We start from the raw sequence: 15,674 nt of genomic DNA on the forward strand, positions 1-15,674 counted from the left end.
CCGAAAACGAGATTGGGTTCGCATAACATGTGGAATTGCAGCACGAGACAGCCCCTTCTTACCTCCAAAACAAAACAAAATCGACAATCAAGCCGATCAGCTTGGTCGGTATGAACCTATGGTTCAGCAAAATGCTGATCCAATCGGCGAAGCCAATCAGCGCGAGACAGAGGAAAATGACGATTTCGCGCGTCGGTTTACCGGCTCTCTTCATGAAAAAGAGGCTCGCGATGACGGCGGGGGTGAAAAAAAGAATGAATCTGATCATGAGGAACCATTCTCCTGGCGGTGACCTTTTCGTTTTTTGAACCAGGTCAAGAGAAGCAGGAACAAAGGCAGAATAAGGGAGAAAAATACGGTGTATTCGAAATCGTACTTTTGGCTAAATTCGATATTTTCCACCATATTCTCATAGCCCAGCGCGAACCCGGCAACAATGGGCACGAACGCCAACGCCAGCCACATTCTATCAGTAATCTGAAACAACTGGCACAGCCCGGCTACCGAACAGTAGTAGGAGATCGAAAGCTTGATAAAGATGGCAACTAGCAAAATCAGCGCGACCGCGGATTCCAGATGCTCTAAGAACAGCCCGATATGCAGTTCCTGCACGATGACAAACATCGGATACGCGTCGTGAGAGGCACGGTAAACACCAAGAACGCCAATCGCGAAAAACGTAATAACACTCAGCATCAGCGTGGCGATGATAAGCGCCGAAATAAAGATGCTTTTTTTACGTTTCTGGACGTATGGGAACAGCATGAGGAAGCATAGAGCTTCCATGAAGGGGAATCCAAAGATGGAACGAGTTTCTTTGACGGTTTTCCATACATCCATCCGAAACATGCCTTGAAACCGGCCCCAGTCCCATTCGACCAGCGCGAAGCCGAAAACAAAGATGAAGGTCGCTGTGACGATAGGGAACAGTACTTCCGAGGAACGGGCGATCGTTTCGAATCCCTTGGTAACCGCATACACGATAATGAATAAAAATATGACATGGAACACACTTAGCGGCGTAAGCCGCATCAGGGACTGCTTCATGAAATCTCCCAGATTCCTGGTGATGAAGGCGGAAAGCTGGGTGAAGTACGCCACGTACATGAGTGCCAGCACACCGCCGAGGGCTTTGCCTGCCGCCTCTGTGCAAATTTGAATGAGCGTCAGGCCGGGATATTGATCGGATAGGCGAAACCAGACAAAGGCATTCAGGATGCCCGCGGCTCCGGCCCACAGCGGGACGATCCACGCATCCTGTTTGGCTACGGCGATTAATCCTCCCGGAATGAAGAAGAACGACGTTCCGAGTATGAAGGAGATGGTCAGCACAAAAAATTGCCATACCGTCAATTGGTTGGATTCCATACATTACTCCTTTCCTTTATACGGATTGATGATCTCGCCGATGTCGCTGATCAGGCTCTTGACCGACACGTCCAGTCTGGTTCGCGTCCAGGCTTCTTGCTGCTGCAGCGCCCTCCATTCCTTACCTCGCTTGTACTTGATTTTATCCTCCAGACCGAACAAATCCCATTTTTTTTCAACTGATTCCTCGAAGAGCGCCGTTGAATTTTCGATGATTTTCTCTTTAAACTTGTTTTTGATTTCTGCTAAATTGTCCATGTTCAAATCTGTCTTTTGCTCGTTGTTCATCAGGGCTACGGTCATCTCCAAATCCACCTTCCAAACCGGCGTCCCGGCAACGAGGGACAAAGATTTGCGAACGTTTATTTTGGTCACCCACAAGGTTATCGAGTGTCCTCCTATGCTGAATGACTCGGTGAAATTATCGATATCGCCTTTTAGAAGATGGTAATAGCCGGCTTGCTTCAGCCCCAACTTGCCGACCATGCGGTCATGCTTGAAGACAGCGCCGCCACTAAGCGTCAGGTTGCCTTGGTTGGCGTTGATATGTTCGAAGCGGTCGGTTTTTGTGGACGGTTTCGATCCGGTCAGGCTTATGAGCGGCAGTACGGTCGCCATCGACGTTTCCATGTTCTCGACCAGATCTTTGACTCGGGATTTTCGACCGACCCATCCGGTCGTTTTAGACACGTTCTGGACGAATGAACGGACGACGCGGCCCGGTAATCTCTCCAGTGGCGTATACGTCATCATGACGTCGGCCAGCGGAGAATCCGTGATGAATAGGTAGATGCTCGACCTTCTGTCATACTGCTTTTCATAGTAGTTGAGAAATGGGCGCAGCCCTTCTCTGGCGTACCGTTCGGTAATAATGTGCGACTGATAATGATCCGTGAACAGCCTGCGCGGTAAAAGATCGGATGATCTCAGTCCCAGATCCCCTTTACTCGGCCCCATCACTTTATACGTATATATGGGGGCTTTCATGTTCCCGCTCGTCTGGGAAGCCAAAGCGCCTGGATTCACAATCTGGTAGTATACGACCTGCTCGTGTTTCTCCGGCACGATATCGGTTCCGACGAGACTGGCGATTGCCAATTGATTAATCTCGATTTTATCCCAGCATCCGGTAAGGATGCCCGTACACACGCCAACGACAGCCAGTTTCCAAATGAACGCTTTCATACTCCTCCCCTTCTTTTTCTCTTGACCCGGTTCATTTGCGGGTAGCTTCTCATCCAGGGTCGCGGCACGCGAACCAGAAAATCTTTCCAGTCCTTCAAAGAGACCGGAGCCATTGGTGCGAGATAGGGAACGCTGAACGATTTGATGGAAGCCATATGAACGACGGTGAACAGCACGCCGCACAAGATGCCGTACAGCCCCATCGCGCCGGCCAAAATCATATAAAAAAATTGCAACATCCGTTGTGTGATGCCAAAACTGTATGAGGGCACGACGAAATTGGAAATCGCCGTTACCGATACGACGATCACCATCGCCGTCGACACCAGCCCTGCAGTGACCGCCGCCTGACCCAGCACCAAGGCGCCGACAATGGAAATCGCTTGCCCGGCGATTCGGGGCATGCGAAGACCGGCTTCACGCAGCAGCTCGAACGTCACCATCATGAGGATAGCTTCCATGAAAGCGGGGAAAGGAACGCCCTCCCGTTGAGCGGCGATGCTAATCAGCAGTGAGTGCGGCAGCAACTCATGATGATAAGAGATGATGGAGATGTACAGAGACGGCGTGAACACCGACAGTATGAAAGCGAGGAAGCGCAACCAGCGCAAGAGCGTAGCGATATCGGCTCTCTGATAGTAATCATCAGGAGCGGTAAAAAACTGAAAGAACGTGACTGGTCCGATCAGCACGATCGGGCTTCCGTCAACGATGACGCTCACGCGCCCTTCCAGCAAGTGCGCTGCAACAATATCCGGACGTTCCGAGTCCAGCAAAGTCGTAAAAGGAGAGTAGGTCCGATCTTGAATCCACTCCAAGACGTAAGCGCTGTCCAGCACACTGTCGATCTCGATGGCGAGGAGGCGCCGGCGGAACTCATCCACGACGCTCTCGGGCGCGAGATGGCCCAAATAAACCAACGCGATCGTGGTCGTCGTCTCGGTTCCAGCAACGATTTGCTCGATGCGCAGATTTACGTTTTTCACCCGTTTCCGCAGCAGCGACAAATTGGTGGCGACATCTTCGGTGAAGCCCTCCTGGGGTCCGCGCACCGTCGATTCCGTCAACGGCTCCGTGACATTGCGTTGGCTCGTTTGGGAGGCGTTAATGATCAACACCTCTTCTGCCGCCGATACCAGCAGCAGGCAATGGCCCTTGAGCAAGCTGTCGATACAATCCACAAAATCGGAGGAGCTTTTAATGAAGCTGAACGGAATCCGGCTTTGCAGGGCGTACATGACGTCCTCGGACGATTCCAGGTCGCTCAAGAGCGTTTTTTCGGATAAAAAGTGCAGCAGTTCGCGCTCGATTTTATTGCGATCCGCCAAGGTTTCAATAAATACGCAAAAGGTTTCAATATCCGGCGAGATGGTCAGCGAATGTACAATCAAATCGGGAGGCTCATGCAAGAAAGCAACGATCTGGTCGACAAAAGCCTGCAAATTCTCACCGTCAAAGTGCAAATACTCGTCCTGGAGCGAAGCGTTTATTTGCATAAGTAAGCTCCTCGTTTGGAATCATGATTATTTCCAGTATTACCAAAGGGATCCTGGATATGCATAAGCGCCATTGATTACTTCTTTTCTTCCGGGCGGGACGGACATAGCCCATAGTCATAACCACCGGCTTAGCCGGTGGCTTCCTTCGGCCCTATATCTGGGTAACGCTCTAAGAGAAAGAAGAGCGTATCTCGTTCGCGACAGAGAACGAACGCTGGGCTGCTGCCGACATCCGATTCTCCTTACCAACTGGGAGAAGGCTCTGCGTTGTGTCATCTACCGGGAAGCCCACGAAACTGTAAACTTACCTCCGCCATATCCACTAGGCAGAACTAGAGTTGTGCCATGGATTCTAAAATTCACCTTCAGTTGACAGTCCGCTATCAGCAAACAGCGCTTCTACTTTTGCTTTCGTTTCCGGCTTCAACGATAAGACTTGGGAATTGTACTGGTTTTCGGCTCATTCATGGAAATGCCCCTATTCACACTCCCTATGTCTATACGCTGGTTTTGATGTTTGGGCAGCTGGCCGCCGGTTGAAGCTCCCGAAAGGCAGGCGAAGCACAAACACTAACTCCTTCATAGACTTTTAAACTCATCGAGACGATTACTCGCAAGATCAAGGTATGCATTATACCCATCCTGTTTTTAAGGATAAGGTGAAGAAATTCCGTGAGGAATACTACTGGATCTCTAGAGGACTGCCACTGTTTCATTCAACTAACGTTCCCGTTAACGTAATATCGTGTTAATTAAGAATAGAAATTCCGACTTGATTTTAAACATAGCCTGTGTATAATTGACTTTAAATAAAATATTCATGTTGCCTAGGGTTCCGCGATTGAAAAGTCGGCTGGTCCGAGAGGTAACTCACAACTGAAAAGTTGTGTCACGGAGGGATAAAAGCCTGGGAGATAAACTGTCTAACGACAGTTTGTTTCCCAGGCTTTTTATTTTGCCGTATTTGGAAAAACTAAGTGCGGCGTAATTCTAAAAGGAGTGTGAAAAGAAATGAACAAAACATGGCTGTCAGTAGCTGTAGCAGCAATGTTTGAAGTTGGTTGGGTAATTGGATTAAAACACGCACATGGGATTTTGGAGTGGGGCGCTACTGTTATTGCAATAATTGTTAGTTTCACATTGATGATACTAGCGTCCCGCTCGCTTCCTGTAGGTACTGTTTATGCTGTATTCGTAGGATTGGGCACAGCCGGGACAGTTCTAGCGGAAATAATTCTTTTTGGAAATCCGGTTCAAGTGTCCAAAGTAATCCTTATTGGAGTTCTGCTCATCGGCGTTATTGGGCTGAAAATGTTAAGCAAAGAGAAAGAGAAGGAGGCAGCATAACATGGCCTGGACATACCTTATACTAGCTGGTTTGTTCGAAATGTTTGGAGTTCTAATGATAAATAAGCTAAACAAAGACCGTAATGCAACATCCTTTCTCTTACTGTTTGCAGGTTTTGGGTTAAGTTTTCTGTTCTTGTCGATGGCAATGAAAACATTGCCGATGGGGACAGCATACGCAGTTTGGACAGGAATAGGTGCATCTGGCGGTGCTATTCTTGGTATGATATTTTATGGAGAACCTAAAAATATATTGAGAATATTATTTATCACATTAGTTCTTGGATCTGCAGTTGGATTGAAATTGGTTAGCTGAATTGTTTTGACGGAGCCGGCACATTTTTTTGTGCCGGTTAATTGCCCTTTAGTTGAACGACGGGTTATTTAAGCTCTCTTTAGCTTAATCTCGGAATGCATCGGGGTAGATTTAAAAACTAGATTTCATTTCAGAATCAAAAACTTGAACAGCTTGGACAGTAGGTAAGATAACTGCGACTCGTTCTTGGCTCAATATGCTATTATCCGTTTGTACATAAATTTGTACTTCCTTTTTATCATCAGAGAAAATAATGCTGCTAATTGTAGGCTTGCCAAAACTATCATAAATGGCAAACTACAGAACCGTTAAACATCATATTACCGCCATTCCCAAAACTCCAAGCTTTGGTTTTTGTACCTGATAATTTTTGGAATATTCCAGTATCATCACACCTTTGCATCTTTGCAGGATTAGTGATGACTTGTGTTCTCATGCAACACCATTGAAGTGGGTTCTAAATTTAAGTTTTAGACAGGACAAAAAAATCAAAAAGCGGCAGACCAAGACTTGAAAAATAAAGTCATAGACTACCGCTATTGTCTTTGAACTAACGTGTTCCGAGAGTCTTATTGTGCTGTGGTGCGTGACTTAAGGTGATGGGCTGATCTAACAAGAGCATGGTTTATTTTTTGTAATCTACGGGTATCGAAATTTTCTTATTGTAGGTTTTAATATATTGGTACCCACTCACCAACAGCTCCATCGTTTAGTTCTGTGAAGTGAGCGTCCCAATTCGCTAACACAGTCACAATCATTGTACGAATTCTGCTAACCTGGGCAGTCGTAAACAGCGTATCCACGTAAAAATTCATCACGTTGGGTATTGCGTCAGACACTGGAGCGTCTGGCACATTTACGGTTATTTTCTACGTCGCCGATACATGCACTTTCGGCACGGCTTGACGCCTTCATTTCTCTTTCAACGAAATCATCTCCTTTCCTACCTATCGCCTACGCAACGGATTTCAATTCTTGAAATCCGTTGCGTAGGCGATGATGGATTTTTCTATAAAATTTTCATCCTCTTTTATTTTGAACATAGAAATAGTATGTGAGAGGGGGAATTGAAGATTTATGCGCAAGAAATCTCGTCGCTTAGGGGTGCCTAAGCGAGCCATTACATTGCTTCAATTCGCCAACCGTTATGTTGGCTTGCAGTTTAGACGCAATCCCCCGCCGCTTGAAATCGACTGCTCCCAGTTTACGCAAATGGTATTTGCGGAAGTGGGCATTAGCCTGCCGCGCACTTCGCAGGACCAAGCCAAACAGGGCGTGGCAGTAAGCCGCGCCGACTATGGCTCTCTTCGTCGATAAAATCGAAACTCTTCGCGAGCAGTTTGCAAGTATTCATAACGAGCGATTACAAGCAAAAGCAAACGAACCTTAACCTGATGGAATTCAGGAGTAAGGCAACTTAGTATTTTTTATTATTTGTACTGTCTACTTGACGGATTGCTGTTTATTGACCGGCTTCACATCCCCCCTGAAACGAGCTACATGCTCCAAATAGGCTTGCAGAGCCTCCTCTCTGTCGGTCGGTTCAATTTTATCTTCCAATAATTTTAAAAAAATAGGGGGAGAGAGAGGGTTAGGTCTGGCTATCTCCAAGGCTATTATCGAACGAAGCGGCGGGCAATTATCCAGGCAGCGAAGCGGTCTTTACCTTGCGGTTCCCAACAGATTGTAACTAATCCTGCTGTTCATTCCTTCCGGCTTCACTTACGGGGGTTATGCTCATACCCGAACGAGCGGCAAGTGAGAATGTTGACCGGTCAAAAGATATGTTAGACCACTATACGTTTTGAATAGACTATGCTATTCGGAAGATAGCATAAGATAAGTCCAGAAGACTCCGAAAAAAGGCTTTTACTGTACATGCTTTGCTGCATGTGTTCAGTAAAAGCCTTCAATTAATTCGATATCTGCGCTAGGACAATTTCTAATGAGCCGTTATTCGTTGCAGATAGAGCATTTTCAGAAGAATCAATGAATAATTCAATTCTGATCACAGAATCTAATTTCGATTGTATAGAATAAATATCCTCATTAAAGTTTGTTACTACATTGGGGAGTAGCAACATGGAGCCATAGCCTTCTTCGCCATTCGCCCCAATCAGTTTAATTAATACTTGCTTAGAGCTGTTATCTAGATTACGGATGGAAAGCTGCAAATTTTTCATTTCCGCTGTATGCCCTATGACTGTACTTTGAATATTCGCATATGATCCCTTTTCTACATTACTATAAGATATACTGACAAGCCCATCGCCAGCATCTGAGATATCATAACCTCCATCTGTTGTCCAGTTTCCAATTGGAATTTCCAATGGAAGGACTTGAGGCGGTGTGCTAGAGACCTCTGAGATTGCATAGGAAACAATTTCTAATGAACCACTATTGGTATTAGACATTGCATTTCCTGAAGAATCAATAAATAGTTCAATTCTCTTTAACCTGTCTATACCAAGATTGGCTTCATACACATTCAATTCATATTCTGTAATTGAATTCGGTGCCAGAAGCATAACTCCATAGCCCTCCTGCCCGTTTGCCCCAAGTAGCTTAATCAGAATATGCTTGGAACTGCTGTCTGGATTATGAATTGAAAGCTGTAAATATTTTTCTTTCTCTGAATGTCCTGTAATTGTGCTATAGATATTGGCATAAGTGTTCTTTTCAATATTACCATATGATACTCTAGCGGAGCCGTTCTCACCATTAGATATAGTGTAGCCTCCGAGCGTTGCCCAGTCTCCCAGATTCAATCCTGGTTGAACGACAGGCGGGAGAGTGTTCGAAACCTCCGCAAGCTCATAGGACTCGATAACTAATGATCCCGCATTCGTATCGGCCTTTGCATCTCCCGAAGAATCGATAAATAATTCAATTCTTTTTAGAATATCAATATTGGAATTAGTTGCATATACATCAATCTCATGTTCAGTCAAAGCATCTGGTTCTAAGGTTATTACGTCATAACCCTCTTGATTATTTGCTCCAATTAACTTGACCAGAATATGTTTGGAGCTATGCTCTTTATTTCGAATGGAGAACTGTAAATATTTTTTGGCAGCTGTATGATTGTCGATGGATCTAAAGATATTGGCATAAGAGTTCTTTGCAACGTTCGAATAAGTTACTGTAATATGTCCTGACGGATTTGCTTCCAGAGCAAATTTCCCATCAGTACCCCAACCTTTTAAGTCTATTGCTGGGAGATTCGGCGTAACTGGACCAGGATGGTACTGTTCTGAATCAATTTTTGGTGATGGCTCCTCGTGCAGGGACGTATTATTGGCAAAGGCCACAGCAAGCAATTCTAACTTACCATTGTTAACGTCTGCGCCAGCCTCTCCAGAAGAATCAATGAACAACTCGATTTTAGAAATAACATCAATGCCGGAATTTGAACCATATATATCCATTTCATAATCTGTTGTTGCATTCGGCTTTAAGACCATTAATCCATAACCTTCTTTTCCATTCTTGCCAACTGTCTTAATTAATACATACTTGGAGGTACTGTCCAAGTTCTTCATCGTAAACCTGAGATATTTTTTCTCCTTTGAATGACCACTAATCGTACTATAGACATTCTCATAAGTATTGCGACCAATGCTTTCATAAGAAATTTCGATTAAGCCGTCTTTCCCTGCGTTTAGCTTGTATCCTCCTTCTGTTTTCCATTCGCCGATTGTCAGTTCTTTGACTTCTTCTTCATTGTCATTTTTCGAAATCTCGGTAAAGCTCACATCTTGAATCTCAAGCTTTCCATCATTTAATTCTGCCCCTGCCTCACTCGAGGAATCAATGAACAGCTCAATTTTAGAAATAACATCAATATCAGGGTTAGCACTATAAACATCCATTTCATAATCTGTTGTTGCATTCGGCTTTAAGACCATTAATCCATAGCCTTCTTTGCCGTTCTTGCCAATCGTCTTAATTAATACATGCTTGGAGGTACTGTCCAAGTTTTTCATCGTAAACTTGAGATATTTTTTCTCCGCAGAATGCCCGCTAATCGTACTGTAAATATTCTCATAGGTATTCCGTCCAATATTTTTATAAGAAATTTCGATTGCTCCATCTTTCCTTGGATTTAATGTATAACTTCCGTCTGTCTTCCAAGTTCCGATCAATTCCTCGTTGCTCTCCATTTCTTCATCTGAAGGCTGCGGTTTCTTAGGTGGTTGCGAGCTTGCCTTACTAAAAGATACGGAGATAATCTTCAGTTCGCCTGTGCGATCCTTTGTTGGAAGAAGCGGACTGGAATCAATGAACAATTCCATTTTTACAACCTTGTCGATTCTCGGATTTGTCGCGTATATATCCATCTCATATTTCACAACTGACTCTTTGTAGTCCATAAGATCGATTACTCCATATCCCTCTTCACCATTCGCACCCAACAATTTAACCAATACATTCTCAGCACTGTGATCTAGGCGATCAAGCGTAATGGTCAGGTTGCCATACTCCTTCGCGTGGTTATTTACAGTCGTATAAATATTGGAGTAATCACTGAGCCTATTATTTTTATAGCTAACATGTGTCAAGCCGTCTTCCCGCTGTATCGTATATCCACCAGCCGTGTTCCAAGCATCAATTGTAACACCTTTCCCTGTAGGCGGTGGTACTGATGCTTCGGCAACTTGCTGTGTTGCAGCCTTCATAAGGGAAGTAGAAGCGATTGTTATTTTCCCTTTCCGATTGCTTGGCTCATTAAGCGGATTACTATCAATAAATAATTCAACTCTCTCAAGCTTATCGATCATCGCATTAACAATTCTCGTATCTACCTCGTAAACGACAGTATCGGTGTTGTGTTTCGTAAGATCAATAAAATCGTAGCCCTCTTGTCCATTAGTCCCTAAAAACTTAACTGTAATGTTCTCTGTGCTTCTGTCTCCTCGATCCAGAACAAGCTTCAGGAATGGGTAAGCTTTACTATGATTTTTTATTTCAGCACTGACGTTAGCGTAATCCGTAGGATTGTCATAAGAAATTAGCGTTCGTCCATTCTGGACAGACAATTTGTATCCACCATCTGTACTCCATGGCATAATGGTATTCTCATGAAATGCTGTCCTTCTCACTTCGTTTGCTTTTGTTGTTAAGGTTACGGATTGTACGGTCATTGAGCCTTTTCTGTCATAACTAGCCTTTGAATTCGGATGCGATTCTATCATCATGACGAGTTGAACTCCATCTGTCAGGTTGTCCTGCAATTCTGACAGCGCTGCCGAAATATCATAAGTGAGTTGGATTGTCCCCTTCTGACTGGCCCCTGCTTTATAGCTGCCTACAAATGCTTCATGATAAAGCCAGTACCCGCCGTTAGAATCTTCTATAAACTGCTTCTTATCGCCTCTAAGATATAATTCCATATGTGTAATGCTCTGATTCAGATTCACAAACTGAAGCATTAACTGATTAGCATTTCCAATATTCAGTTTACGCCGTACGCTTGCATAATCTGCTGTATGATCAAACTTAATAGAAACTTCTCCCTCTTCAGTTGGAGATAAATGATACCCTGTCCACACTGCCTCATTTATCCACTCACCAACATGTTGTTCTGTTAAGGGAACATCCTCTTCGAGTGGAAGCGCCGTTGATGATACAGGCACAGGTTGCGGGTTCTGTTTATTATCCATATTGGTTTTAGAAATAGTGGGTTGAATGCTGCTGCCATTATCTCGAGACATGATCATTACAACTGAAATACTTGCAATAATGACAGCCATTGAAATCATAATAGAGAGACCTAGCTTGGATTTCATCCAAATCCACATTGAATTCATGGCCAACCTCCTTTTATAATATTCTAAATCCATGGCTAGCACTTGGAGCATGTTCTATCCATCGCACGCGCCCCAAACCCGCTCCATTAACATCCTAAGTTCTCTTTTTCCTTACTATAAAAGCTGCTGCGACTAACAACAAAACGATTGCAGCTCCAGCGTAGATCAGCCAGCTGCTAGAACCACTGCTGCTATCGTCCTCCATATTTAAAGGCTTTGTTGGGTCTTCCAATCCAGCATCTTCTGTATTACTGGCAGTACTTGCTTCTGGCTGCTCAACTACAGCAACTGCCTGCGATCCAATTGTGTAAGAAAACTCATCTTTATAGAGAGTGCTGTCAGGATTTCCGATATTCGCTCCAGTTACAATATAAGCTGCATCGTTCGTTAAAAACGTGTTCCAGTTGATCGTAGTAATCTCTTGTTCATCATGATTGAACACAAGCTTTTGACCATTCAGACTGAGCTCATACCCCGTGTCGGCTTTTGTAAATTCAAACTTTAACTCGTCTCCAATGTCATATGAAATCTCAGCATTGCCAATGAAAGTCCAGTCTCCTGGCGCAGCATGCGTATGCGGCATAATCTGGAGAGTGTGGCTTTCCTGATTGTAGAAGAAGAGAATGAAGCCTGCTTTCACTGGATCTTGACCATCCCAGTTGTTGAACAATCTAGGTTGATCAGCAAAAGAGACAACAATCCAGCGATCACTTGCATATTCCATAGGTGAATCAATAGCGAACTTCCATTTTAAGTCATTCAGATCATATTTCTGAACACTCTTAACCCCAACTGCAGAAGGCTCCGGCATATTACCGGTATCCGGCCAGCTCAGGCCTCCTTTGCCAGTGACCTTGACCGCGGTATCCCCTGCTTGTTCTACACGCTGTTCAATATAAGTTCCGTTCAAGAATCCTCCCTTGTCATGCGGAATAAATCCATTCACGCTTTCAGCAGCAGCAAAACTATTCATACTCAGGCCCAAAGACAATAACGATATCACAATCAAAGATAGTAATTTTTTCATAGAATAAAACTCCTTCATTCATTCTCCTGACTCCAACAAATCTTGGGGTAACCTCACCAATCGACATATTCATGTCCTGGATAAAAGGACATGAATTCCTTGTTAATCGCATCTGGTGAATAGGTCGCCATTAAATTCATAGCCAATTCGCAGAAATACTGGTTTGTTAAGCGCTTTCAATTTATTCACTAAAACTGCGATGTTAGAATCCGCCACACCCTCTGCAACTTCTTGTTCATAAGCCTCTTCCGGGTGACCTTTCATAGTCATGTATAATCCAATCTGTGGAATAACATCGTCGCCATATTTATTTAAGTCAATCTGGAGCCACTCGAAGAAGTGCTCCAGATTATCCTTCAGTCCTACGTAATACATACTGATGATAGGCTTAACATCATCCCCCATGGCCATGTTATACTCGGCAAATGCTTCCGTATCTTGACCTGGACCATGCAGCACCTTGTCGCCCACCGGCTCCAAACGCTTTTGTGGTACAGTACCAATGGTGTAAGCAGAGTAAAACTCCTGTCAATGATTTTAGATTACTGTTTTCCTTTAGAATGGATATATTGGCCCTTTTGCATTTCCTTAATGTAATTGTTCAGGACGATCTCATTTGTTTGCAATCGAGCATCTCCCCAGTTACTCCAGTTGGGGTACTTACTCCATTGCCAATTGATATAACAGATTGCTTTAATCTCCTTATGGGCATCTACCCATTCGAAGAATGGCTTAAAGAAGTTGTCCCAGCTTTCCATACCATCTGTAACTCCCACAAATCTTGGGGTAACCTCGCCTATCATTACCGGATAACCCCGTTTTTTAGCCTCGTTCATATAGTCGATGGTATCCTGCTGAGTCGTTTTATGAATTTCAAAAATATCAACTCCCCACCAGTCGACATATTCATCTCCTGGATAAAAAGACATAAAGTCTTTGTTATTCGCATCTGGCGAATAGGTCCATACCGTCGCTACCTGATCCAGCCCTGCTTCTCTGATGGCTTTCGTAATTCGGATGAACGCCTGCTTGTAGGATTCCGGTTTGTAGCCATTCCACTCGCCATTAAACTCATAGCCAATTCGCAGAAATACTGGCCTGTTCAGCGCCTTTAGCTCATTTACGAGTATCTCTATGTTATAGTCAATCTTACCTTCCGCGACCTCATGATCAAAAGCCTTCTCAGGGTGGCCATCCATCGTCATATATAAACCAATCTGCGGAATAACATCATCGCCATAATCATATAAATCGCTCTGGACACCTTTGAAAAAGTTGTCTAATTTATCCTTTAGTCCTATGTAATACATACTAATGATCGGCTTAATATCATCCCCCATGGCCATGTTGTACTCGGCAAAAGCTCCCATGTCTTGACCTGCACCATGGAGTACCTTTTCGCCTACTGGTTCCAATCGTTTCAAGTCGTCTGAGGTCTTGTAGTTAGTCAGACTTTTAGAATGGTTTGAACATGCAGTTACTATGAGCATAAGTGCAAGTATAATCAGTAAGCTTGATTGTCTTATCATGTCATTCCCCCTCCTTAATCACCACTGTACTTAAAGTACTCAAAGTCAGCATAGATCGTATGATTGTTCAGGTCCTGACAGCACATTCCGACGAATGCCCCTGTAAATCCCATTGGATTCGCATACTCATCTGAAAGAATTGTAGTATCGAATTTCTCCCCTACCTTATTCCAATTCGTTGAATCGCTCGAATAATAGAACTGTCCGGATTCATAATTGACTTCAAGTCGGAGATAGATATCGGAATTGAGATGAACGGAATGCTCCGGGGTTAATGCACGATAACTCCCATTGTCTATCGACAGTACATGGAGTACCTTGCTAGAAGCCTGTTCATCATAGGTTACATACAGGTAATAAAGATTATCTTCGTTATATCGATAAATGAGTCCAGCCTTGTGTTGAAAGCTTGTCGGATGGAATTCAAGCTTGGTCTCGGCCTGAAATACGAATGTGTCCTGTCTTCTGCAGACCATACTTTGGGTATGCATGGAAACAACTGATTCCCTGCCATGTAATCGCAAATACCCCGGTCTCTCCGTAATATTCATAATTTCAGCACCAAGCGGAATTCTTAAGGTTTGAAAATCCTTCAAATAATCATGATCATGGAATTGGTAGAGTATTTCCGAATTCCGGATTGACGGCTTCGCGTCTGTATGAATTTCTATTTCATCACTGGGGAATAAAGTCCCATTAGCAAGGTATGGCCAGCCCTCTCTCCACACAACCTCTTGAAGACTTGTTTCGCGTCCCAATACACATCGTAAACTGTCATTGACTGGCCTGCCGCATAAATGAGCAAAATACCATTTACCGTCTTTTCCTTGACATAGACTGCCATGTCCTGCTTTTTGAATCTTTCCTGAATAACCTTTAGATGTAATCAGATGCGTGTTGGGGTGCATCTCATAAGGCCCGGTAAGACACTTGCTTCGTGCCACCGTTTCTGCATGATCATAGGAGGTTCCCCCCTCAGCAGTAAACAAATAATAATAATCCTCCACTTTGTAAATATGAGGTCCTTCCACCAGACTCAGCTCAGAACCTTTAAATATTTTATGAATAGGTCCTACTAGTTTCTGCTCTCTTTCGCAGTATTCTTGCAACAAAATGCCCGTAAATTGATCTCCGCCTACATATCTATAGTCCCATTCCATATTTAAAAGCCACTTTTTACCATCTTTATCGTGGAAAAGGGAAGGGTCAAATCCACTGCTATTCAAATAAACAGGGGCACTCCACGGCCCCTCTATACTCTCAGAAGTAACAAGATAATTATGCGTATCCTTAAAAGGATGGCTGCCCCATGCCTTTACATCTGTATAGATCAAATAAAATTTACCATTGGCATAAGATAAGCATGGCGCCCAAATTCCTCCCGATGCCGGATTCCCCCTCATATCCAAATGAGCCAGTCGATTTAACGGTCTTGCAACGACTTCCCAATTCACTAAATCTGTGGATGCATGAATCTGTACACCAGGAAACCACTCAAAAGTAGAGGTTGCAATGTAGTACGTATCTTCAACTAGCAAAAAAGAGGGGTCTGGATTAAAGCCGCGTAATATGGGGTTAGTTATTTTAAGCATG

Annotated in this window: 12 protein-coding genes and 1 riboswitch; of the genes, 3 read left to right on the top strand and 9 right to left on the bottom strand. The window is 44.0% G+C overall.

Annotated elements, in window-relative coordinates; genetic code table 11:
• Positions 1–58 precede the first annotated feature (58 nt).
• From ACFVTB_RS22845 to ACFVTB_RS22860, 4 genes are read right to left on the bottom strand one after another with little or no spacing between them, the layout of a single operon-like run.
• Positions 59–268, bottom strand: coding sequence for a hypothetical protein (locus ACFVTB_RS22845; protein WP_387754473.1), 210 nt, complete (start codon positions 266–268; stop codon positions 59–61).
• A complete protein-coding gene (locus ACFVTB_RS22850) occupies positions 265–1,368 on the bottom strand; it encodes a GerAB/ArcD/ProY family transporter (RefSeq protein ID WP_387754476.1) in 1,104 nt (367 codons plus the stop codon). The genes ACFVTB_RS22845 and ACFVTB_RS22850 overlap by 4 nt, the downstream gene beginning before the upstream one ends.
• Before the next feature lie 3 nt (positions 1,369–1,371).
• On the bottom strand, positions 1,372–2,553 hold the full coding sequence (locus ACFVTB_RS22855; protein WP_387754479.1) for a Ger(x)C family spore germination protein: 1,182 nt from the start codon (positions 2,551–2,553) through the stop codon (positions 1,372–1,374).
• The gene (locus ACFVTB_RS22860; protein ID WP_387754482.1) at positions 2,550–4,049 is read right to left on the bottom strand and encodes a spore germination protein; all 1,500 of its coding nucleotides are present in this window, start codon (positions 4,047–4,049) and stop codon (positions 2,550–2,552) included. The genes ACFVTB_RS22855 and ACFVTB_RS22860 overlap by 4 nt, the downstream gene beginning before the upstream one ends.
• An 819-nt stretch (positions 4,050–4,868) precedes the next feature.
• Positions 4,869–4,968: riboswitch (guanidine-I (ykkC/yxkD leader) on the top strand.
• Between the two features lie 95 nt (positions 4,969–5,063).
• On the opposite strand from ACFVTB_RS22860, the gene ACFVTB_RS22865 reads away from it, so the two are divergent.
• The 3 genes from ACFVTB_RS22865 to ACFVTB_RS22875 all read left to right on the top strand — a co-directional run bounded on the left by ACFVTB_RS22865 (position 5,064) and on the right by ACFVTB_RS22875 (position 7,032).
• Positions 5,064–5,399: a DMT family transporter gene (locus ACFVTB_RS22865; RefSeq protein WP_387754485.1), complete on the top strand. Its 336-nt coding sequence runs from the start codon at positions 5,064–5,066 to the stop codon at positions 5,397–5,399.
• A 1-nt stretch (position 5,400) separates the two neighbouring features.
• On the top strand, positions 5,401–5,715 hold the full coding sequence (locus ACFVTB_RS22870) for a DMT family transporter (RefSeq protein ID WP_387754487.1): 315 nt from the start codon (positions 5,401–5,403) through the stop codon (positions 5,713–5,715).
• Positions 5,716–6,792: 1,077 nt separating this feature from the next.
• Complete coding sequence (locus ACFVTB_RS22875; protein ID WP_387754490.1) at positions 6,793–7,032, top strand: C40 family peptidase; 240 nt, start codon at positions 6,793–6,795, stop codon at positions 7,030–7,032.
• A gap of 596 nt (positions 7,033–7,628) precedes the next feature.
• On the opposite strand, the gene ACFVTB_RS22880 is transcribed toward ACFVTB_RS22875, so the two are convergent.
• From ACFVTB_RS22880 to ACFVTB_RS22900, 5 genes are all read right to left on the bottom strand, one after another.
• Complete coding sequence (locus tag ACFVTB_RS22880) at positions 7,629–11,525, bottom strand: hypothetical protein (protein WP_387754492.1); 3,897 nt, start codon at positions 11,523–11,525, stop codon at positions 7,629–7,631.
• Positions 11,526–11,619: 94 nt separating this feature from the next.
• Positions 11,620–12,552 carry a hypothetical protein gene (locus ACFVTB_RS22885; RefSeq protein ID WP_387754494.1) on the bottom strand — a complete coding sequence of 311 codons (933 nt, stop codon included), beginning with the start codon at positions 12,550–12,552 and terminating at the stop codon, positions 11,620–11,622.
• Positions 12,553–12,654: 102 nt separating this feature from the next.
• Positions 12,655–13,023, bottom strand: a complete 369-nt coding sequence (locus ACFVTB_RS22890) for a hypothetical protein (RefSeq protein WP_387754497.1) — start codon at positions 13,021–13,023, stop codon at positions 12,655–12,657.
• 71 nt (positions 13,024–13,094) lie between these two features.
• Positions 13,095–14,081, bottom strand: a complete 987-nt coding sequence (locus tag ACFVTB_RS22895; protein ID WP_387754500.1) for a glycosyl hydrolase — start codon at positions 14,079–14,081, stop codon at positions 13,095–13,097.
• A gap of 14 nt (positions 14,082–14,095) precedes the next feature.
• On the bottom strand, positions 14,096–15,673 hold the full coding sequence (locus ACFVTB_RS22900; RefSeq protein WP_387754503.1) for a glycoside hydrolase family 43 protein: 1,578 nt from the start codon (positions 15,671–15,673) through the stop codon (positions 14,096–14,098).
• Position 15,674 lies beyond the last annotated feature (1 nt).

It is taken from the genome of Paenibacillus sp. NPDC058071 (genome assembly GCF_042885235.1).
Lineage (GTDB): Bacteria > Bacillota > Bacilli > Paenibacillales > Paenibacillaceae > Pristimantibacillus.